At 63.3% G+C, this 21,111-nt stretch carries 21 protein-coding genes and 2 tRNA genes; 16 read left to right on the top strand and 7 right to left on the bottom strand.

The window, feature by feature from the left end:
* Positions 1-84: 84 nt before the first annotated feature.
* The 6 genes from ABWI03_RS23080 to ABWI03_RS23055 all read left to right on the top strand — a co-directional run bounded on the left by ABWI03_RS23080 (position 85) and on the right by ABWI03_RS23055 (position 5,896).
* Complete coding sequence (locus ABWI03_RS23080) at positions 85-888, top strand: LamB/YcsF family protein (protein ID WP_298776578.1); 804 nt, start codon at positions 85-87, stop codon at positions 886-888.
* Complete coding sequence (locus tag ABWI03_RS23075) at positions 885-1,592, top strand: 5-oxoprolinase subunit B family protein (RefSeq protein ID WP_298776576.1); 708 nt, start codon at positions 885-887, stop codon at positions 1,590-1,592. Before ABWI03_RS23080 ends, ABWI03_RS23075 begins: the two co-directional genes overlap by 4 nt.
* On the top strand, positions 1,585-2,658 hold the full coding sequence (locus ABWI03_RS23070; RefSeq protein WP_124566648.1) for a 5-oxoprolinase subunit C family protein: 1,074 nt from the start codon (positions 1,585-1,587) through the stop codon (positions 2,656-2,658). Before ABWI03_RS23075 ends, ABWI03_RS23070 begins: the two co-directional genes overlap by 8 nt.
* Complete coding sequence (locus tag ABWI03_RS23065) at positions 2,655-3,989, top strand: MFS transporter (RefSeq protein WP_235171076.1); 1,335 nt, start codon at positions 2,655-2,657, stop codon at positions 3,987-3,989. Before ABWI03_RS23070 ends, ABWI03_RS23065 begins: the two co-directional genes overlap by 4 nt.
* A gap of 96 nt (positions 3,990-4,085) precedes the next feature.
* Positions 4,086-4,841 carry an SDR family oxidoreductase gene (locus ABWI03_RS23060; protein ID WP_124566649.1) on the top strand — a complete coding sequence of 252 codons (756 nt, stop codon included), beginning with the start codon at positions 4,086-4,088 and terminating at the stop codon, positions 4,839-4,841.
* Positions 4,842-4,852: 11 nt separating this feature from the next.
* Positions 4,853-5,896, top strand: a complete 1,044-nt coding sequence (locus tag ABWI03_RS23055; RefSeq protein WP_298776572.1) for an L-idonate 5-dehydrogenase — start codon at positions 4,853-4,855, stop codon at positions 5,894-5,896.
* Positions 5,897-5,955: 59 nt separating this feature from the next.
* On the opposite strand, the gene ABWI03_RS23050 is transcribed toward ABWI03_RS23055, so the two are convergent.
* From ABWI03_RS23050 to ABWI03_RS23035, 4 genes are all read right to left on the bottom strand, one after another.
* Positions 5,956-6,624 carry a 4-carboxy-4-hydroxy-2-oxoadipate aldolase/oxaloacetate decarboxylase gene (locus ABWI03_RS23050; protein ID WP_298776569.1) on the bottom strand — a complete coding sequence of 223 codons (669 nt, stop codon included), beginning with the start codon at positions 6,622-6,624 and terminating at the stop codon, positions 5,956-5,958.
* A 25-nt stretch (positions 6,625-6,649) separates the two neighbouring features.
* Positions 6,650-7,858 (bottom strand): aspartate transaminase, encoded by a 1,209-nt coding sequence (locus tag ABWI03_RS23045; RefSeq protein ID WP_298776564.1) that lies wholly within the window; start codon positions 7,856-7,858, stop codon positions 6,650-6,652.
* Between the two features lie 160 nt (positions 7,859-8,018).
* Positions 8,019-8,423, bottom strand: coding sequence for a DUF4259 domain-containing protein (locus tag ABWI03_RS23040; protein WP_298776562.1), 405 nt, complete (start codon positions 8,421-8,423; stop codon positions 8,019-8,021).
* A 25-nt stretch (positions 8,424-8,448) separates the two neighbouring features.
* Entirely contained in the window at positions 8,449-9,069 is a 621-nt protein-coding gene (locus ABWI03_RS23035; RefSeq protein WP_095969527.1) for a LysE family translocator, read from the bottom strand.
* A 399-nt stretch (positions 9,070-9,468) separates the two neighbouring features.
* On the opposite strand from ABWI03_RS23035, the gene ABWI03_RS23030 reads away from it, so the two are divergent.
* Complete coding sequence (locus ABWI03_RS23030; protein WP_298776560.1) at positions 9,469-10,479, top strand: alpha/beta hydrolase; 1,011 nt, start codon at positions 9,469-9,471, stop codon at positions 10,477-10,479.
* Between the two features lie 20 nt (positions 10,480-10,499).
* Here the strand turns inward: ABWI03_RS23030 and ABWI03_RS23025 are convergent, their stop codons facing one another.
* From ABWI03_RS23025 to hisC, 3 genes are all read right to left on the bottom strand, one after another.
* The gene (locus ABWI03_RS23025) at positions 10,500-11,369 is read right to left on the bottom strand and encodes an MYG1 family protein (protein WP_124566654.1); all 870 of its coding nucleotides are present in this window, start codon (positions 11,367-11,369) and stop codon (positions 10,500-10,502) included.
* 37 nt (positions 11,370-11,406) lie between these two features.
* Positions 11,407-13,101, bottom strand: coding sequence for a bifunctional metallophosphatase/5'-nucleotidase (locus tag ABWI03_RS23020; RefSeq protein ID WP_298776557.1), 1,695 nt, complete (start codon positions 13,099-13,101; stop codon positions 11,407-11,409).
* A gap of 100 nt (positions 13,102-13,201) precedes the next feature.
* A complete protein-coding gene (hisC, locus tag ABWI03_RS23015; protein WP_124566656.1) occupies positions 13,202-14,278 on the bottom strand; it encodes a histidinol-phosphate transaminase in 1,077 nt (358 codons plus the stop codon).
* Positions 14,279-14,339: 61 nt separating this feature from the next.
* On the opposite strand from hisC, the gene ABWI03_RS23010 reads away from it, so the two are divergent.
* The 9 genes from ABWI03_RS23010 (at position 14,340) to ABWI03_RS22970 (ending at position 21,083) form a co-directional block, all read left to right on the top strand.
* A complete protein-coding gene (locus tag ABWI03_RS23010; protein WP_073512862.1) occupies positions 14,340-15,059 on the top strand; it encodes a dienelactone hydrolase family protein in 720 nt (239 codons plus the stop codon).
* 96 nt (positions 15,060-15,155) lie between these two features.
* Positions 15,156-15,247 (top strand) — tRNA-Ser (locus ABWI03_RS23005).
* Positions 15,248-15,329: 82 nt separating this feature from the next.
* Positions 15,330-15,402 (top strand) — tRNA-Arg (locus tag ABWI03_RS23000).
* A gap of 187 nt (positions 15,403-15,589) precedes the next feature.
* Positions 15,590-16,366: a helix-turn-helix domain-containing protein gene (locus tag ABWI03_RS22995; protein WP_298776553.1), complete on the top strand. Its 777-nt coding sequence runs from the start codon at positions 15,590-15,592 to the stop codon at positions 16,364-16,366.
* A 155-nt stretch (positions 16,367-16,521) separates the two neighbouring features.
* On the top strand, positions 16,522-17,556 hold the full coding sequence (locus ABWI03_RS22990; protein WP_298776551.1) for an iron-siderophore ABC transporter substrate-binding protein: 1,035 nt from the start codon (positions 16,522-16,524) through the stop codon (positions 17,554-17,556).
* Positions 17,553-18,596, top strand: a complete 1,044-nt coding sequence (locus tag ABWI03_RS22985; RefSeq protein WP_298776549.1) for a FecCD family ABC transporter permease — start codon at positions 17,553-17,555, stop codon at positions 18,594-18,596. The genes ABWI03_RS22990 and ABWI03_RS22985 overlap by 4 nt, the downstream gene beginning before the upstream one ends.
* The gene (locus ABWI03_RS22980) at positions 18,593-19,645 is read left to right on the top strand and encodes a FecCD family ABC transporter permease (RefSeq protein WP_298776547.1); all 1,053 of its coding nucleotides are present in this window, start codon (positions 18,593-18,595) and stop codon (positions 19,643-19,645) included. The genes ABWI03_RS22985 and ABWI03_RS22980 overlap by 4 nt, the downstream gene beginning before the upstream one ends.
* The gene (locus ABWI03_RS22975; RefSeq protein WP_298776545.1) at positions 19,642-20,457 is read left to right on the top strand and encodes an ABC transporter ATP-binding protein; all 816 of its coding nucleotides are present in this window, start codon (positions 19,642-19,644) and stop codon (positions 20,455-20,457) included. The genes ABWI03_RS22980 and ABWI03_RS22975 overlap by 4 nt, the downstream gene beginning before the upstream one ends.
* A complete protein-coding gene (locus ABWI03_RS22970; RefSeq protein WP_298776543.1) occupies positions 20,454-21,083 on the top strand; it encodes a pyridoxamine 5'-phosphate oxidase family protein in 630 nt (209 codons plus the stop codon). Before ABWI03_RS22975 ends, ABWI03_RS22970 begins: the two co-directional genes overlap by 4 nt.
* Positions 21,084-21,111: the final 28 nt, after the last annotated feature.

Raw genomic sequence — 21,111 nt, 5'->3', positions numbered from 1 at the left:
AGTCGACACACAGAACTTCGACAATCGGACCAGCCACGGGCAACGGCGCCCGTACGAACAAGTAAACGAACCGGAAGGACCGAAATGGCAACCAGCATCGATCTTGTCGCCGATCTCGGCGAAGGTTTCGGCACGTGGACCATGGGCGCCGACGATGCTCTGCTCGACACGCTGACTTCGGCCAACATCGCTTGTGGATTCCATGCAGGCGATCCACGAACCATGGATGCAACGGTTCGAGGGTGCGTATCCCGCGGTATCGGAATCGGCGCTCATCCGAGTTTTCCGGACCTCGCCGGATTCGGCCGTCGCGCGATGGATCTCAGCGAGAACGAGGTCCGAACCGACGTGCTGTTCCAACTCGGCGCCCTTCACGCCTTTGCGGTCGCGAACGGAACGTCGTTGTCGCATATCGCTCCCCACGGCAAGCTCGGGAATCTTGTTGCCGTACGCCAGGATTACGCGCGTGCCGTCGTCGATGCGGTCGCGGCCTTCGATCCGTCGTTGATCGTGCTCGCCCAGGACGGGGCGTTGGCCGGCGAGGCGACCGCCCGAGGATTGAGCGTCGGCATCGTCGGAATCGCGGATCGCGCATACAACTCCGACGGAACTCTCGTGCCCCGCAGCGAGCCGGGAGCGGTGATTCACGACGTCGACGTTCTGGTCGAGCGGACCGTTCGGATGGTGGTCGAGGAAGTGGTAGAAGCTGTGGACGGCACGTTGATCCCGGTTGTCGCCGATACGGTCCTGGTACACGGTGACAACCCCGGTGCCGTCGCGAATGCGAAGGCGATTCGCGCCGCGCTCGAGGCCGCCGGTGTCACCATTGCGCCGCTGACCCGGGTCGTGGCGTCACGGCGGGCCCGTGATGTCGGGTGTTCCGCGTGAAGACCTACGTCGCCGACTGCGGTGACGCCGCCGTTCGTGTCAGTATCAGCGGCGGGACCGCCGAGCAGAACTGGAACACCGTTCGATCGATCGCTGCACGTTTCGATCTCGGTGCCGACGGCATCGTCAGCGTCATCCCGACATACGACGCCCTGCTGGTCGAGTTCGACAACCTCCTCACCGACCACGACGCCGTCCGCGGCCTGGTTCGCGAAGCAACGACTATCCCCCGACCGCTGGAAGGTGACCCTAGGACGTTCGAGATCCCCGTCGTCTACGGGGGCGAACACGGCCCGGACCTGGGTGAGACAGCGCGGTTCCTCGGCGTCACCGAAGCCGAAGTGGTGCGCCTTCACTCCGCAGCCCCGTTGGTCATGCGTTGCTACGGCTCTCCCGGCGGCGCCCCGATGCTCGACGGCCCGGCGTTCGGTCTCCCCATTCCGCGTCGATCGAGCCCGCGACCGCACGTCGCGGCCGGTTCCGTTGCGGTGGCCGGACGTCAGGCAGTCGTTTCGGCCAGGCCTGCGCCCGGCGGTTGGGCAGTGATCGGCCGTACCCCACTCACCTTGGTCGATCCGACGTCGGATCAGATCTCGGAATACCGCCCCGGTGACCTGTTCGTCTTCCGCGCGATCGACGCCGATCGCTGGGACGAATTCGACGGACGCTCGCTCCTGCCCGTAGGGAGCGAACCCCATGGCTGAGACAGTCACCGTCCTGACTCCCGGAATCAGCTCCGTCCAGGACCTGGGGCGTGGATCGGCGTCGCAGTTCGGTCAGGCGACGGGCGGCGCAGCCGACCAGATCAGCGCGGAGATCGCCAACGCGTTGGTGGGTAGTAGGCGCGAGGCCCCGCTACTGGAGCTGACGGCCCTCGACTTTTCCGCGTCGGCGTCCACGGATCTGCTGATCGCCGTCACGGGCGCACCGGCAACGGTGACCGTCGACGGACATCGGCAACCGCAGTGGGAACCGATCGTCTGGCGCGCCGGTCAGCGGCTTGCCGTCACTGGAATCCACGACGGTTTGCGCGTCTACGTCGCCGTCCACGGAGAGCTGACGGCCGACTATCTCCTGGGGAGCTGCGCTCCCGACCAGGTCCTCGGATTCGGCCGTCACTTGACCGCGGGGGAGACGCTGGTCGTCGACACCGACTGCCCGCCGATCGACCACCCGGTTTTCCGACTACCGCTGTTCCGGCTGCTGCCGGACCGACCGTCCTTCGGCAACGTGTGGACGCTCGACGTGACCGACGGCCCCGACATCGACGACTTCGGTGAGAGTGCAGCCGCGCTGTTCGGCACCGAATTCGTAGTAGGCGATCAGAGCAATCACATCGGGCTGCGGCTGGCACCGGTCGATCAACAGCCGCTCCCACAGCGCACCAGCACCGGCGAGGTCCTCTCGCGCGGCGTCCCCATCGGCGCCGTCGAAGTACCCGCAGGCAACGAACTTCTGGTCTTGCATCGAGGTAGAGGCGTCACCGCCGGCTATCCGGTGCTGGCCGTCGTCACCACCGTTTCACTTTCACAGCTGGGACAGGCCCGACCCGGGCACCGCGTCCGATTCCGGAACTGCAACGTCGCAACGGCGGTTGCAGAGCACCGCGAACAGCAGCACCGCATCGCCTTGCTGAGGCGGCGTGTGGAGAACGTATTCACCACCCTCCGGATACCTCTTCACACCTCGGAAGCCCGAGTACCGAGCCACGTCGGCACCACACGCCCCGCGAGCGCTCCGCGCCGCGCGTCTATTTTGGAGACAGCATGACCAACACCATCGAAGCGGTAGACGGCCAGGTAGCCGACCCGCGCAAGGTTCGAAAAGTCGTCGCAGCGGGCTGCGTCGGCATCTTCGTCGAGCTCTACGACAACGGTGTCTTCGCGTTCATGGCGACGGCACTGGCCATTGTGTTCTTCGACGTGTCGAAGTCGAGCGACGCGCTGATGCTGGTGTTCGCCGGCTACGCGGTCTCGTTCTTCGTTCGGCCCCTCGGCGCGGTGGTCTGCGGCATCCTCGGCGACCGGATCGGTCGACAGAAGATGTTGGTGTTCGTCATCATGCTGATCAGCGTGGCGACCGCCGGTATCGGCTTGCTGCCCACCTACGCGGCCATCGGTATCGCGGCACCGGCACTGCTGATCTTCCTGCGGATCGTGCAGGGATTCTCCGTCGGTGGTGAAGCGGCCGGCGCCATGACGTTCCTCGCCGAACACGCCCCGGAAGGCAAGCGCGGCTTGGTCACGAGCTACGCGCAGATCGCGTCGTTCCTGGCCCTGCTGACCGGAACGATGATCGCGTTCGCCATGTCGCCGTGGCTCAACGCCGAAGCGATCAACGGCGGCGGACTCGCATCGTGGGCGTGGCGCATCCCGTTCCTCATGGCCATTCCGATGGGAATCATCGGCTGGTACATCCGTCGCGCGATCTCCGATACCCCGAACTTCGAGCGGCTCAAGGAATCCGGCGGTTTGTCGCGCAATCCGCTCAAGGAAGCGTTCTCCACTCCCGAGCACCGCCGCGCCATGATCCTCGCCCTGTTCATCCCCCTGATGAACGGTTCCGGCTACTACGTTCTGTTCTCGTACATGCCCACGTTCCTCAAAGGCGATCAGATCGGATTCTCCACCGGGACGGCGCTTCTCGTCACCGCATCCAGCCTGGTCGCGATCTGCTTCGCGATCCCGTTCATGGGTGCTCTCTCCGACCGGATCGGTCGCAAGAAGGTCATCGCCGGTGCTGCTGCAGCAATGGCGATCGGAGCGATCCCCTGCTACGCCATGATCGTGACCGGCAACGTCGGACTCGCCGTGCTCGGTGCCTGCCTCATGGCAGTGATCTTCGCCGGGCACACAGCCGTCATCCATATTCTGATCGTCGAACTGTTCCCCACGCGGGTTCGCTACTCCGCCTACGGCTTGGGCTACAACATCTCGTCCGCACTCTTCGGAGGTACCGCGCCGTTGTTGATGACCTGGTTGATCCCCGAATTCGGTATCTACGTTCCCGCCTTCTACGCGGTCATCACCGCAATCGGCACGCTGATCGCGGTCAGCACCATCACCGATCGCGCCCACGTTCCGCTTCGCGACACTCTGTGACTTCTCGCGTGAGTCACTCCTGATCCGGCCCGGTAGTCGCCTGCAGTCCGCGGCGGCTGCCGGGTCATACCAATTTCTTCCTGTAGGAGCACACAAATGCCTTTCTCCGATTACCGCACAGCACTCGTCACCGGCGCCAACACCGGAATGGGTGCCGCCGTCACCGAGATGTTCACCAAGCGTGGACTCACCGTCTACGGAGTCGCCCGCAATGCCGACAAGCTCGCTGAGGTTGCCGATCGAACCGGAATGATCCCGCTGCCCGTGGACATCACCGACACTGCCGCGCTCGCCGAAGCTGTTGGCGGACTGGAGATCGACATCCTCGTCAACAACGCCGGGGTGTCCGCGACCGGGAACATTCTCGACGCCGAAGAGGCGTCGGTGGACGCGATGGTGGACGTGAATCTTCGTGCCGTCCTGCACCTCTGCCGCATTCTGCTACCGGGAATGGTGGAGCGCGATCTCGGCCACGTCGTCAACATCAGTTCCATCGCCGGCCTGTACAACTTCTACGGCCACACTGCGTACCACGCGACCAAGGCTGCGGTGCACCAGATTTCGCGCCAGCTGCGAAACGACTGCATCGGCAAGCGGATTCGAGTGACCGAGATCTGCCCCGGCCGGGTCGAGACCGAGATCTTCGGCCGAAACCTCGGCGGCACGCCCGAGGCCATGCAAGAAGCATGGGAGACCTTCTACGAGGGCTACGAATCCATCACCACCAAGGACATCGCGGATACCATCGAGTTCGCGATCGACGCTCCCGGCCACGTCAACCTGGGTCTCATCGAGGTGCTCCCCACCTTCCAAGTGCCCGGTGGCCTCGACTTCATCCGTCGCAACGACTGAGAGAGCGCATCATGAGTTTTGTACTACCGGAAACGACGCTCGGAGTGGTGGCCCATGCGGCCGGTGACCTGCGGGTCGAGCACGTCGCGTTGACTGCGCCGACCGCTGAGCAGGCAGTGGTCGAGATCGCCTACGGCGGTGTGTGTGGATCAGATCTGCACTACTGGACGCACGGTGCGGCGGGGGAGTCGATTCTGAAGGCACCGATGCTGCTCGGTCACGAGGTGGTCGGCACGGTCGTGACGACCGCGGCCGACGGAACGGGGCCGGTAGTCGGAACTTCCGTAGCCGTACACCCCGCAACGCCCGGTGGGACCACCCCACGGTTTCCGAGCGATCGGCCCAACCTCTCACCCTGCTGCACATACCTGGGAAGTGCAGCGCAGTACCCGCACACCGAGGGGGCATTCGTGAAATACGCAGTGCTCCCGACACGCATGCTCCGGACACTGCCCGAGGGGCTGGACCTGCGGACAGCGTCGGTAGCGGAACCGGCAAGCGTTGCCTGGCACGCTGTCTCGCGAGCGGGAGACGTACGCGGAAAGAAAGCGCTGGTCGTCGGGTGCGGACCCATCGGGGCGCTGGTCGTGGCCGTGCTCAAACGAGCAGGCGCGCAGTCGATCACCGCGGTCGACATGCACGACGTTCCACTGCAGATCGCGTCGACGCTCGGTGCGGATCGAGTTCTGAAGGCCACCGACGTCGACGCCGTCGCTTCAGCCGATGCCGACGTGGTCGTCGAGTGCACCGGCAATCATCGCGGGCTCGAATCCGCTATCCGCGGGGCGACGCGCGGTGGACGGGTGGTCATGCTCGGGCTTCTTCCGTCCGGACCTCAACCGGTACACATCTCGCTGGCGATCACGCGAGAGTTGGAGTTGGTGGGTTCATTCCGCTTCAACGACGAAATCGACGAGGTGCTTCTCGCCCTTGCCGACGGTTCGCTTGCTGTCGATGCTGTCCTCACACACGAATATCCGGTCGAGGAAGCTGTGGAAGCCTTCGCGGTGGCCAAGGATGCTTCGGTGTCGGGGAAGGTGCTGTTACGGTTCTGAGGCCTTCGACCCTGTGCGCCTTTATTAACCGCGGGCGGTTAATAAAGGCGCACAGCAGGTTATTCGACCACCAAGCCCTTGGCTTCCAGCAGGGCAGTCAGATTGCTTACCTCGAGCGGAGTTTCGCCCCGCTTGTAACGTTCGATGTACTCGGCTTCGGCTTCGTCACGGGCGCGTGAGAGTTCGATGGCCTCGGCAACCTCCTCGCGGCGGACCACGACAACACCGTCGCAGTCGCCCTTGACGACGTCGCCGGGGTAGACGACCTGATCGCCGAAAACCAGGGGATGGTTGATCGGCCCGAGTGATTCCTTGACAGTTCCCTCGATGCACACGTGCTTGGAGAAGACGGGGAATCCGAGTTCGCGGATTTCCCGGGTGTCGCGCACTCCGCCGTCGGTGACCAGCGCGGTAATGCCGCGTGCGACACAGGCATTGGCCAGAACATCGCCGAACTGGCCGGCGGCTTGATCGCCTGAAGAGACGATCAGAACGTCGCCCGGCTGAGCGTAGCTGATCGCAACCTGCAACATGAGGTTGTCGCGAGGATGGCATTTGACAGTGAAAGCGGAGCCGCAGAACTTCATGTCGCGGTCGATCGGCTTGATCGCCGGATGCAGCGAACCCTTGCGACCCTGCGCCTCGTGAATCGTGGCCGCGGAGAACGTCCCCAGTTCGGCTATCAGGTCCTTGTCCGCGCGGTCGATCTTGGTCTTGACGTGAATCATCTTGTACTCCAGAAGGTATGGAAGATCAGGAAAGGCGTTCGACTGCAGCGGCGATCTGTGTCGCGGCTTTTTCGAGGACAGCCTCGGATGTGGCGAAGGAGATGCGGAAGTACGGCGAAGCGCCGTATGCCGAACCCTGAATAGTGGCAACCGACGCCTCGTCGAGGAGATAGAGGACCAGATCCTGGTCGGACTCGATCACGGTGCCGCCCGGGGTCTGCTTGCCGATCATGGCGGCGCAGTTGACGAACAGGTAGAACGCACCCTGCGGCACGACGGGCTCGAGCCCCGGGACAGCACCGAGGAGGCGAGCCGAGAGGTCGCGTCGAAGTCGGTAGCTCCGTACGGATTCGGTGAGGAAACTCTGGTCGCCGGTGAGGGCTTCCACGGCTGCCGCCTGGCTGATCGAGGACGGGCAGGAAGAACTCTGACCCTGCAGTTTGTTGATGGCGCCGATCAATCCGGAATTTCCGAGTCCGTATCCGAGTCGCCACCCCGTCATGGCATGAGACTTGGAGACACCGTTGGTGACCAGCACTTGATCACGAAGGTGCGGGGCGACCTCGAGCAGACTCGTGATCGGAGCGTCGCCGAAGTTGATCTCGTCGTAGATCTCGTCGACCAACACACTGACATGGGGATTGGCCTCGATCACCTCGGCGATGGCCTGCAACTGCTCGCGCGTGTACACCGATCCGGTGGGGTTGCCCGGGGCATTGAGGATGACCCACTTGGTGTTCGGAGTGATCGCGTCGGCGAGAGCATGGGGAGTGAGAAGGAAGTTGTCGGACTCCTCGCACTGAACGATCACCGGAGTTCCGTCGTGAGCGAGGACCATATCCGGGTACGAAACCCAGTAAGGAGCGGGAACGATGACCTCGACGCCGGCTTCGACCGTCGCCATGAGAGCGAGGAAGATGACCTGCTTCGCTCCGCCGCCGACGGTGATCTGGTTGTCCGCGTACTGGATTCCGGTCCGCGAAGCCGCGCGTGTTGCGATTGCCTCGCGTAGTGCCGGGATGCCGTTGACTGCCGTGTACTTGGTTTGGCCGGTGTTGATCGCCGTGATCGCCGCCGACTTGATGTTGTCGGGTGTGTCGAAATCGGGCTCACCGACCGTCAGGTCGAGTATTTCGCGACCCTGGGCCTTCAGCTCGCGCACTCGTTGTGCGGCAGCCACACTCGGCGACTCCCTGATTCTGTCGACGCGCGCAGCCGGAACGAATGTCGCCATGATGGTCTGCTCCTGGGTCCGGGGTGAGCGTGGATTCCCGTCGTCGACGAGCCACAATTCTCACTCGGTGATCCGTTCGACCATAGGGTCCTACCAGGGCATCTGACCAAGACCGAACCGTTGTGGCCCGATAAGCAAACGTGATGGAGCGGTGACGGAATCAGACCGACAGAACGCGCAGGTCCTCGAGACCGTCCACGACGGGAACTCGCCACGACGCAAGCTCTTCCGGTCCCTGCTCGTCCCACAGTTCGAACAGTTCCGAATCGGTCGATGCGATGGTGCGCTCGACCATCTCGATCAGCCAGGTGAACCGCTCGCTGGTCAGGGTCGAGGTGAAGGAATCGAGATCGAGGTCTTGGGTGGCAGGGTCGCGTTTGCGATCGGCGCGCACGATCAACACCAATTCGAGCAAGGCGACGGCGATTTGGCCGCCGTCCACCTCGAGGTAGTCGTCCTCGAATGCCCACTCCACCGATTCGAAGGTGAAGTCACCGTGTCCGATGGACGCGATCAAATCCCCTGCACCGTCGTTCTCGAACGGTCCCGATCCCCACGCGCCCACTGTCTACTCTTTTCCGATTGCCGTGTCAGCGCGCTTCGAGCGCGATCTTCGCTCCGAATCCTAGAAGAACTGTTCCGGTTATGCGCTCGAGTGCCTGTCGCACTCGGGGCTTCTCGAAGGTGCTACGCGCCCGTGAGAGAAGGACCACGTAGCCGCTGAGCCACACGATGGTGATGGCTGCGTGGATGAGCACCAGCAGCGCAAGCGATGGTCCCGTCGGCCATCCGGCCGGAACCAACTGAGGCAGCAGTCCGGTGTAGAAGACGGCGATCTTGGGGTTGAGCAGGTTGGTGGTAAAGCCCGTCTTCCATGTCCCGGCCTTCGGCGCGCGCGGGGCGTCGGCATTGTGTTGCATCCGTGAGGTCCGGCTCTCCCACAGTGCTCGCACACCGAGATAGATCAAGTAGGCAGCACCGGCGAGCTTGACCACGGTGTACGCCTCGGCCGACGCGGCCAGGATCGCCGAAAGCCCGAGGACAGTCAGCAGACCCCACACCAGAAGGCCCGAGACGATGCCGGCCGCTACCCGGAAACCGGCGGATCTGCCCGCGCCGAGAGCTGCCTGCGTCACGACGGCCATGTCCGGCCCCGGGACCAGAGTCAGTAGGGCGAGCACGGCTGTGGCGGCGAGCAGAGCGGTCAGCATGCAACAAGTATGAAGTCGGGGTGGGGAGCGAAGTCGGGCGGTGGTGTCGTGCCTGTGAACAAAGAGTGGCGCCGCGGTGTGAACTGCATGGACACGCCCGGAAACCGGCGTCTCGTGAGCACAGTTCGACAAAGTTATGCACACTGTGGGGAAACGGAACGATGCAGGTAGAAGGAATACCTCTGTTGTAATTCATCCTTTTGTCCACAGGTTATGCACAACTGGGAAGTGGATGTGAATGAAGTTATCCACACCTGTGTGTGCATCGGTGGAGAACTGTCCAACTCCATTGGATACCCGCGAGTAATAAATCCCAACCAGTGGGTTGACCCCGGGACGTTCGTCCTGTCCAATCGAGGGTTAGCGGTAGTCGTGCGATGCTCAGGGGGCGCTTGACGGATGCGGAGATTTGGGTTTGTCGGGATTGTGTTGGTCGTGCTCGCGCTTGTCGTGGGCGCAGTTGCGTATGCCGATCCGGCGCCTGAAAACCCACCCGGAGATATGGCCGGTCAGACCGGTGCTCACATCAATCGCATCGAGCAATTGTCGCCCACTCGCAGTGCCGTGTTCGTCGAGTCGCCGGCCATGCGACGCGAGGTGCAAGTGCAAGTTCTGCATCCAGCGACCAGTGCAGGTTCGCGTCCGTCCTTCTACCTGCTCGACGGAGTAAGTGCCGGTTCGGAATCCGGGTACTCCGAGAGCACCTGGACCCAGAAGACCGACATCGAAACGTTTTTCGCCGACAAGAACGTCAACGTCGTTCTCCCCGTGGGCGGTACCGGCAGTTTCTACACCAACTGGAAGAACGACGATCCGAACCTCGGTGTGAACAAGTGGGAATCGTTTCTCGCTGAAGAGCTTCCGGCGTTGATCGATTCTGCGTTCTCCGGAAACGGGACGAATGTGGTCGGTGGGGTGTCCATGGGTGCGCTCGGCGCGGCCAACCTCATCACGCATCACCCGAAGCTCTACACCGGATTAGCCTCGTACAGCGGCTGTCTCGACAACTCCGAGTCGTCTTCGCAGGATTCCGTGCGGCTGACCGTGGCCAGTAAGGCAGGCGACGCCACCAACATGTGGGGCCCGGCATCGGACCCCGACTGGCAAAAGCACGACCCGTCCACCAACGCGGAAATGCTGCGTGGGAAGACGATCTACGTTTCTTCCGGCACGGGCGCGCCCGGAGAGTACGACAACGTCTTCACGCCGAGTGGACTGCAGACTGCCATCGAAGGCGGACCGCTCGAGGCGCTTGCCAACACGTGTACACAACTGTTCGAAGCGAGGTTGGGGGAGTTGTCGATTCCCGCAGTGTTCGCGTATCGAAACGACGGCACCCATTCATGGCCGTACTGGCAAGACGCGCTTCACGATTCCTGGCCGACAGTGAAGACCGCCCTGGGAATGTGAACTGGACTGCGAGCTGAGAACTACTCGGCCAGTGCCAGTTCGAGCAACTGGAGGGCGCCGTCACGGGTCTGCGCAGCCGCGATGAACCCCGCCTTGTGGCAGAACACCGAACCGTCGACGCCCGTCTCGGCAGCAAGGTCCGAGCCGTTCAGGCCGCGCCACGGCTCCGGCAACAGCTTTCGTGAACCGAACTTGGAGTCCGCAGGCTTGACCGTCTGAATCGACCAGCCGCCGTTGGTGTTCGGGAAGATGGTGAACAGAAGTTCCGGCTGGGCCGACGCGGCGCGGCCGTGGGGAACGAAGCGTTCCAGCACGACGAAGCGCGGATCCGACGCTTTCTCGTAGGTCTCGGTGAACTCGCGCTCGGCTGCAGCGTCGCCGGCGTACTTGGCGCGCAGGCGAATCAAGACCTGAGTTGCGAGAACCACGGCCAGCTCGAACTGGGTGTCGAACTCCTCGTCGGTGGACGAGATCGGGTTGAACAGGTCCAGCACCGAGGACAGATCAAAAGGCTTGGTGCCGTAGTCGTTGAGGGTGTAGATCTCCTGGCCGTTGTCGACGGCGTCGATGCCCTCGACCAGACGACTGTCGATTCGGCGAAAAACGGAGGCGTCGCCTTCACAGAACTGCAGGCCGTATTCCTGCCAGAGCAGACCGAAGGCGGAGTACAGGATGCCGTTGCTGCGCTCGCCGGCATCGCGCTGATGATGGTCGAAGCGACCCTCGGCCGGGTTGTAGCGACCGCCGACGTCGAGCACGATGTCCGCGCTGTCGAGGACGGACTCGTCACGGCTGCGAACGACGGTGGCGTCGGGGTACAGCTGCTTGAGCAGCGATACGCCGAAGACGTCGTCTGCATGGAACTTGCCGTTATGGGTCGCGATGATCACCCGTCGAGACTAGGCAATCGAGCGCGGGGATGCCTATTCAGCCGACGGTGTGGATGCGATCGGTGGCAGGTGGCGAGACCGGGGACCCGGCTGCGAACAGGGCAGTCAAGGCGTCGAGGTCGTTGCCCGCACCGGTCATCTGGGTGGAGTTCTTCAGTGCGGTGAAGCCGTCCCCGCCCTCGGCGAGGAACTTGTTCACCACGACGCTGTAGACGCCGTCGGGGGCGATGTCCTGCCCATTCAAGCGCATTTCCGAGATTCGCGAGCCCGGCGCTGCTCGCCGGTCCATGGCGTAGGTGAAGCCCGCGGACGGGGAGAGGATGCGCTCGGTAGCGGTGCCGTCGAGGTCGATCTGGAATTGCTGTTCGAGAGCGTCCTTCAACACCGCTCCTGTGACGGAGAGCACCTCGAGGCTGTTGCCGAAGGGTTGAACACCGTAGGCCTGGCGGTAGGTGACCTGGCCGGAAGTGCCGAAGTCCAAGTCCTCGCGCATGCCGCCCGGGTTCGTCAACGCGAGTTGAGCGCCTCGTGTCGATCCGGCTGCGAGTTGAGCGTCGGCGACCAGGTTGCCGAGTGTCGATTCACCGCTGGGGACGCGGTCCCGTGTCAGATCGGCGGTGATGGTCCCCACCGGTCGCTGAGCGCTTTCCGACGCCTCCGACCAGGCTCGGTCCGCGAGAGCCTGAATATCGGGATCCGGCGAAATATCGTGTGTCACTATCTGATTGAAAGCGGACGTCTGATCGCGAACGACCTCGCGGGTGTTGCGATCGATGGTGACGTCTGCGACGGACACGATCCGGCCGTGCGAAGCGCCCTGCATGACGACTCTGGGATTGCCTGCGGGATCAGGGAATTCGCAGTTGTACTGCTGGTGGCTGTCGGCGGTGAAGATGACGTCGACCTTCGGTGAGGCACGCAACGCAATGTCGCGGGCCGGCCCGGACTCGACGTTGCAATCGTTGGGCCCACCTTCGACGGCCGGTTCGTCCCCACGGTGCAGGAGGACGGTGATGGCTTTGACGCCGAAGAAGTCGAGGACGTCGGCGGTGCGGTTGATCGCTTCGACCTCGTCGCCGAACTGCAGATCGGCGATCCCGCCGGGCGTGACGATCTGCGACGTGTTGGCGGGGGAAATCGCGATGACTCCGAGCGGAATGCCGTCGACCATGTTCACGGTGAAGGGCAGCGTGGCCGGAGTGCCGTTGGTGTACGTCATGTTCGCGGCCATCAGTGGGAAGTTGGCGCCGTCGAAGGACGGGCTGAACGTGCACGCATCGACGGCGGAGCAGCCGCCGGACTGCATGCGACGGAACTCGGCGAGTCCCTTGTCCAGCTCATGATTACCGATCGCGGAAGCGTCGATCTTCATCCGGTTCAGCAGTTCGACCGTCGGCTCGTCGTTGAACATCGCCGATTCCAATGCCGACGATCCCCAGTTGTCACCGACCGAGTACAGCAGCGAGTTGGTGGCCTGACTGCGAAGCTGTGTCACGTAGGCCGCGAGGTACGCCGCGCCACCGGCCGGGGTCAGTGAGCCGTCGGCCTGCCTGATCTCGCTGCGAACACCTTCCGGCGGGCGGAGACTGCCGTGCAGATCGTTGAACGCCAACAGACGTACCGACACCGTGTCCTGGGACTGGGCGGTGGCGACACCGCTCAGGGAGGTCGCGGTGGTGGCGAGAAGGGTTGTCGCGAGCACGGCACACGTTCGTGTCATGCGTCGCGTCATGCGTCGTGCTCCCTCACTCGGACCGGCTTCGAACCTCCCTGAGTGTGCCCGTCTGCCGAAACGAATTCCAGTCCTCGGCGTAACAGTTATGTATCGAGTGTCACGCGGTCACGCCGATGCCGGCTGCCCGCTTCGCGACGTCGGTGTTCGCGAAAGCGAGGAACGCATCGTTCTCGTGCGGATCGCCGATCGTCATCCGGACGCCCTCGGTGCCGTACTGGCGGATCAGAATGCCCGCTTCGGTACTCGCCTCGGCGAAACCGGGGGAGAGCTCTCCGAGAGGGAGGTAGACGAAGTTCGCCGACGACTCGGGGACGGTGTAGCCGGCTTCGATCAGCGCGGTTCGAACTCGCGTCCGCTCGGCGATGACGCCCTCGGTGCGGGCAAGCAGTTCGTCTGCTGCAGCCAGAGAAGCGATTGCGGCGGCCTGCGCGACAGCGCTCACGGTGAAGGGGGTGTGCACCTTGCCGAGGGCCACGATGATTTCCGGATCCGCGACCGCGTAACCCACGCGGATTCCTGCGAGGCCGTACGCCTTCGAGAAGGTGCGCAGAACAACCACGTTGGGGCGGCTGCGGAACAGTTCGATGCCGTCGGCGTCCGAGCGTGAGTATTCGAAGTACGCCTCGTCGAGCGCTACGACGACGTGTGCCGGGACAGCGTCGAGGAAGCTTTCGAGCTCCGCCTTCGACAGCGCATTGCCGGTCGGGTTGTTGGGGTTGCAGACGAAGATCAACCGCGTGCGATCGGTGATCGCGGCCAGCATCGCATCGAGGTCGTGGCCGAAGTCCTCGGTCAGCGGAACCTTGACCGAGACGGCGTGGCCGACCTGGGTGACCACGGGGTACGCCTCGAACGATCGCCACGCGTAGATGACCTCGTCCCCCTGATCGCACGTGATCTGCACGAGTTCCTGGCACAGCGTCACGGAGCCGCAACCAGCGGCGACGTTGGCCGGCTCGACCTTCAGGAACGCGGCCAGCGCCTCGATGAGTGCGACAGCGGCATTGTCCGGGTAACGGTTGGCATTGGCGACTGCGTCGGCGACGGCGTCACGCACACCGGGCAACGGCCCCACGGTCGTTTCGTTGCTCGCCAGTTTGATCGCACCCGGGAAATTGCGTCCGGGAACGTAGGCGGGGATAGAGGCGAGGTCGGGGCGAATGTGTGCGGTCACGAGTCGATTATGCGCGCACTGATGTGGTGCGTTGCGGCCGTCTGCGTGTCAGAGTTAGAAGATGTCGGAAATCTTCCGGGCCACGGCGTATCTGCGCGGAGCCGAAGGGGAGGTCGCCACGGCTGTTCCACTGACGGTGGTGGAGCCGGACGGCCCGACGCGAGGCGGAATCGTCGTCTTGCACGAAGCCCGGCAGTTCAGCCCGGCTCTGCTCAATCTGATGTGCTCACTGGCCGGCGAAGGGTGGGTGAGCGTCGCACCTCACCTGTTCCATCGCGAACCCGAACACATGCAGGGCGAGGTGTTCGGTGACAACCTCTTCGCCGACTTCGACGCGACCCTCGATTGGCTCGTCGGCCGTGAAGTTCTCGCAGACACCATCGGGGTGCTCGGATTCGACGACGCCGGAACCGCTGCGATGCTCGTGGCCACCAGCCGTCCCGTCGGCGCCGCGGTGAGTGTCGCCGCCCGGGGAATCGTCGAAGCGCTGTCGGTGGATGCTCAGGCGCTCGTCGACGCGGCCACTTCCTTGCAGGCACCGTGGTTGGCGCTGTACGGCGAGGACGATCCCAGCACGCCTCGCGAACACGTGACTCTGCTCCGGGAAGCGACCGCGAAGGCCGACGTCGCGACGCTGGTAGTCAGTTACGCCGGACTGGCTCACCGGGCCGACGAGCCGCCACAGCTGTCCGAGGACGCCGACCTCGACGACCCGGATTCGGCCTCGATCATCGAAGCTCAGACCCGGATCTTCGACTGGTTCGACAGTCACCTGCGGTAAGTCGGCAAAACAAGGCGCTGACCACACGTTTTGCCTTTGGTGGCGAAGGGTGTGTAATCTTTCGATCCGGCGGTCCGAAAGGATCGGAACCCCCAGGGAGGCGTGCCAGAGCGGCCGAATGGGACTCACTGCTAATGAGTTGTCCCTTTTACGAGGGACCGGAGGTTCAAATCCTCTCGCCTCCGCCAAGCCGGTGATTTTGACCGGCGGGTTAGAAATGATAGAAATTACGACGGCAGGACACGCAAGACCTGCTGGACAACAGAACATGCGCCCGTAGCTCAACGGATAGAGCACTTGACTACGGATCAAGAGGTTAGGGGTTCGAATCCCTTCGGGCGCACAAGAAAGAAGGTCACAGACTCCCGGTCTGTGGCCTTCTTTTGTTGTGGCACATTCGTAGTTTCTGAATGTGTGTGACGTCACCTCGGCGAATTTCGGGCGGTGATCCTCGCGATCGTAGGAACCGACAACCGATCCCAGCGACCTATGCTTGCTCCGGAGCAGCCGCGCGAACCGAGGAGAACCCGTTGGAGACCGTCGACAGTCGGACGCTCCCGGTCTACTCGGCCGGGGCGGTCGAGGTGCCCTTTGTCATCGCGGACATGGACGAGCTCGTTTCCCGCGAGACCCGGTGGGAGGCGCACTCGCACCCGACCCACGAGTTGTTGTGGAACGAGCGGGGAGCGTCGAGCGCCACGGTGGGGTCACGAACCTGGACGATCACACCGACGGTCGGTCTGTGGATGCCTGCCGGTGTCCTGCACTCGGCGATCGCACCCGCCGGCACCTGGTATCGGGCCGCTCAGCTCGACATCGCGTCAGTTCCTTCTCTGTCCGACGTGCCGGTGGCGATCGAGGTCACTCCGCTGCTGCGGAATCTCCTCGAGCGACTGGCAGACGATTCACTCGGAACCTCTTCCCGCTCGCTCACGGAGCAGATGGTGATCGACGTGCTGGCACCGTCGCCGAACGAGTTGCTGGTTCTGGTGCCGGACTCGGCGCTTCTGAAACCCATCGTCGACGCGATCGGTGACGATCCGAGTGACATGCGCACGCTGTCCGACTGGGCAAGGCTGCTCGGCGTCAGCCCGCGAACCATCACCCGGGTATTTCGGTCGGAGACCGGGATGAGTTTCGGACAGTGGGTCTCGGCGGTGCGGGCCCAACGGGCCGTGACCCTTCTTGCGCACGGCTTGGATCTGCAAGAGGTTGCCGAGCGGGTGGGATACCACTCGACCAGTGCGTTCGGGGCTGCTTTTCGACGCACCACAGGGGCTACACCAGGGATGTTCCGGGCCAGCTGATGGCCATCTCAGCCTGACTCGATCGCTACACAGGGTGTCCCAAACACGCGATTGCGCCACAATGCTCTCCCGTATACGGTTTAGGCAAACCTCACCTAAGTGTCTTTTCGAGCCGGGTTGAGGGCCGTACCCCTACTCGAGAGAGTTCTGTTTTCATGCGTTCAAAACGCTTCTTGGCGGTGGCCGCAGCAGCGGTCGCAGTTGCACTCGGTATGACAGCCTGCAGTTCCGACTCCTCGGACACCGCCGACGGCGGCAGCACCGGAAGCGGATCCAGTTCCTTCCCGGTCACGATCGAGCACGCTTTCGGAACGACGACGATCGACGCGAAGCCGGAGCGAGTCGCCACCGTCGCCTGGGCCAATCATGAAGTGCCCCTTGCTCTCGGCGTGGTTCCCGTTGGAATGGCGGCGGCGACGTTCGGCGACGACAACGGCAACGGCATGCTGCCGTGGGTCGAGGAAAAGCTCGACGAACTCGGCGCGACGCCGCCGGTGCTCTTCGACGAGACCGACGGCATCGACTTCGAAGCCGTCTCCGATACGAACCCTAACGTCATTCTTGCCGCGTATTCCGGTCTGACGCAGGAGGATTACGACACTCTCAGTGAGATCGCCCCGGTCGTGGCATATCCGGAGGGCCCGTGGGCAACCTCGTGGCGTGACGTCATCAAGTTCAACAGCATGGGCCTCGGCATGGAAACCGAAGGGCAGGAACTGATCTCCACCATCGAAAAGGAGATCGCCGACGAGGTTGCCTCGCATCCGCAGCTTGCCGGCAAGGCAACCATGTTCCTGACGCACGTCGACACCGCTGATCTGAGTCAGGTCAGCTTCTACACCGCGAACGACACACGCGCCGCGTTCTTCGAAGACCTCGGACTCTCGACGCCGAAGAGCGTTGCCGACGCCTCGACGGGTGGTGAGTTCTCGAAGAAGGTCAGTGCCGAGCGTGTGGACGTCTTCGACGACGTCGAACTGATCGTCACCTACGGTGACCAGGCGCTTGTCGACGCACTCAAGGCTGACCCGCTGCTCTCGCAGATGCCTGCCGTCGCCAACAACTCGATCGTGTTCCTCAATGGAACCGGGCCGATGGGAACGGCGGCCAACCCGACTCCACTCGCAATTTCGTGGGTACTCGGCGACTACGTCGATCTGCTCGCCGGGGCTGCTGGAAAGTCGGAGTGACTGTAACCTCGCAGGATTCGACGTCGGGCGCTCGCGATACGCGACGCCCGACGTTCGGCAATTCGTTGTGGCTGATCGCTCTTCTCGTTGTCCTCACGGTGCTCATGTGTACATCTATCGTCGTCGGCTCGCGTGAAGTCGACTGGTCCGACATCGTCGCCGCGCTGGGCGGTTCCACCGACAACATCGGCCAGGGTGCGATCGCGAAGCGCATTCCTCGGACGGTGCTCGCGATAATCGTGGGAGCTGCGCTCGGGCTAGCCGGCGCAGTGATGCAGGGGATAACCCGAAACCCGTTGGCAGATACCGGAATCCTGGGCGTCAACATGGGCGCTTCACTCGCGGTGGTGATCGGAATGGCGTGGTTCGGGCTGTGGACTCAGACCAGCATGATCTGGGTGGCGATACTCGGCGCAGCCGCCGCGGCATTGTTCGTCTACGTAGTCGGCTCACTCGGGCGAGGTGGAGCCACGCCACTCAAGTTGGCTCTCGCCGGGGCCGCAACATCGGCTGCGTTTGCTTCGTTCATCACTGCGATCATGCTGCCGCGAAACGATATTGCCGGCAACATTCGTTCGTGGCAGATCGGCGGCGTCGGTGGTGCGAGCTTCGAGGTGATCCGGCAGGGTCTGCCTTTCCTCATTGTCGGCTTCGTGATCTGTCTGCTGTCAGCGCGCAGTCTCAACTCCCTTGCGCTCGGCGACGAGGTCGCATCAGGCCTCGGCGAACGCGTCGCGGTGGTCCGGGCAGTGTCAGCGCTCGGTGCAGTGCTGCTCTGCGGTGCAGCCACTGCGATTGCGGGACCGATCGGCTTCGTCGGTTTGGTTGTCCCGCATCTGTGCCGATTGTTGATCGGCATCGACAACCGTTGGCTACTAACGTTTTCTGCGCTGACAGGGGCCGGCCTTCTCGTCGCCGCCGACATTCTCGGACGAATTGTCGCCCGGCCGAGCGAAATCGACGTCGGCATCATCACCGCGCTCATCGGAGCGCCCTTTTTCATCTACATCGTCCGCCGTCAGAAAATACGTGAGCTGTGACCACCACATTCGTTACTCCCGAAGTCGAGGTCGACGCAGTCGGAGCAAGCCGTATCCGGCGAGGTAGACGACGCCGCATCGTGATTGCCGTGCTGGCGGTCCTCGTTATCGTCTCGTTCGCGGTCACTCTGATGGTGGGAAAAACCTTCTACCCGCCGTCTGCAGTGCTTCGTGTCGTGTTGGGGGAGAACGTACCCGGCGCCTCGTTCACCGTCGGTCGCCTCCGTCTGCCTCGCGCTGTCCTCGCTGTGGTCGCCGGAATCTGTTTCGGCTTGGGCGGCATCACGTTCCAGACGATGTTGCGTAACCCGCTCGCGAGCCCCGACATCATCGGAATCAGCTCCGGGGCAAGCGCTGCAGCAGCTTTCGCGATCATCTCGCTTTCACTCGGCGGCTCGCAGGTCTCGATCTTCGCCATCGCGGTCGGTCTGGGCGTCGCAGTGTTGATCTACGTTCTCTCCTTCCGGGACGGTGTAGCAGGCACTCGGCTGATTCTGATCGGTATCGGCATCGCCGCGATGCTCGACAGCGTCACCGCCTACCTGCTCAGTACTGCCGCCGCGTGGGATCTGCAGGAGACGATGCGTTGGCTCACCGGCAGTCTCAACGGCGCCAACTGGGGTTCGACGGTTCCCGTGCTCCTGGCGTTGATCGTCCTCGGACCGGTGCTGCTGAGTCAATCGCGCAATCTTTCGACCATCCAGCTCGGTGACGACGCAGCGCAAGCACTCGGCGTGAGAGTGGAACGCACGCGCATTCTGGCGATCGTTGCGGCCGTCGGACTCATCGCCTTTGCCACTGCCGCTGCGGGTCCCATCGCCTTCGTCGCATTTCTCTCCGGCCCCATCGCCGCCCGCGTCGTGGGTCCCGGAGCATCACTCTTGATCCCGTCGGCGCTGGTCGGAGCGCTGCTGGTGCTCGTTGCCGATTTCTGCGGGCAATACGCCTTCGGCACCCGCTACCCCGTTGGTGTGGTGACCGGTGCGCTGGGAGCGCCGTATCTCGTCTACCTCATCATTCGCTCCAACCGAACGGGAGGTTCGCTGTGACCGAATCCCATACTCTGACTGTCGAAAACCTCGAACTCGGTTACGGAGGGCGGACCGTAGTCGAATCGCTCGACCTCGCTGTGCCGCCGGGAAAGATCACGACCATCGTGGGCGCCAACGCGTGCGGCAAGTCGACGCTGCTGCGGTCGATGTCGCGGCTACTCAGTCCCCGAAGCGGTCATGTTCTGTTGGACGGCAAGGATGTTCATCGCCTGCCTGCGAAGAAGCTCGCTCGCACGCTGGGTCTGCTGCCGCAGTCACCGATCGCACCGGAAGGGATAGGCGTCGCCGATCTCGTCGGGCGAGGTCGTCATCCACACCAGCGGGTGCTGTCGAGGTGGAGTCGCGAGGATGACGCAGCTGTCGCCGAAGCGCTTGCGGCAACGGACACAACTGGATTGGCCGAACGATCGGTGGACGAGCTTTCCGGTGGTCAGCGCCAACGTGTGTGGATTGCGATGGCGCTCGCCCAGCAAACCGATCTGCTTTTACTCGACGAACCGACCACCTTCTTGGACGTGAGCCACCAGGTGGAGGTCTTGGACCTGCTTACCGACCTGAACCGGACCCGGGGTACAACGATTGTCATGGTTCTGCACGATCTCAACCTCGCTGCCCGCTACGCCGATCACCTCGTCGCCATGGCAGAACGCCGGGTCTATGCTGCGGGTGATCCTGCCGAGGTGCTCACCAGCGACAACGTCCGCACCGTGTTCGGTCTCGACAGTCGAATCATCCCCGACCCCATCTCGGGTAAGCCGTTGGTGTTGCCGCTGGGGCGCCACCACGTCCTCGACGACGTGTTGACGTGACGGCGTCGAGTGTCCCGAGCGGGCGGATCGAATCCGTGGAACAACTCAATGCGATTCTCGGACAGCCCCATCCGACGATCATGGAGAAGCACACCGCCTACACGACTCCGTTGATCCGTGAATTCATCGAGCAGGCACGGTTTTTTGCGCTCGCGACGTCCGATGCGGCCGGAAATTGCGATTGCTCGCCGCGTGGAGACTTGGTCAGTCAGGTTCTGTTTCCCGACGAGAAGACGCTGGTGCTTCCGGATCGTCCGGGCAACCGGCGCGCTGACTCGTACCGGAACATGATCGAGAATCCCCACGTGGGGATCCTCTTTCTCGCGCCCGGCCACGACGAGATCGTGCGCGTCAACGGCACGGCGACCCTCTCGACAGATGCTGATCTGTTGGAGTCGATGGCGATGAACGGCAAGCCGGCGCAGCTTGCGGTGATCGTGAAGATCGACGAGGCGTATCTCCATTGCGCGCGAGCGATTCTGCGGGCAAAGCTCTGGGATCCGGCGACGTGGCCTACTCCCGAGGACGTGCCGAGTCTGCGCGACATGATGGCCGAGCAGCACACCCTCCAGGTCGAGGATCTCGAACCGGCTCGGCAGGAGGCGTACCGCAAGTACCTGTACTGAACGCGGATTTGTCACCTATGTCCGATAA

Source organism: Rhodococcus baikonurensis (assembly GCF_040489275.1).
GTDB lineage: Bacteria > Actinomycetota > Actinomycetes > Mycobacteriales > Mycobacteriaceae > Rhodococcus_F > Rhodococcus_F baikonurensis.
Note: the sequence above shows the minus strand (reverse complement) of the source record. Positions and strands in the feature narration are given on the sequence as shown.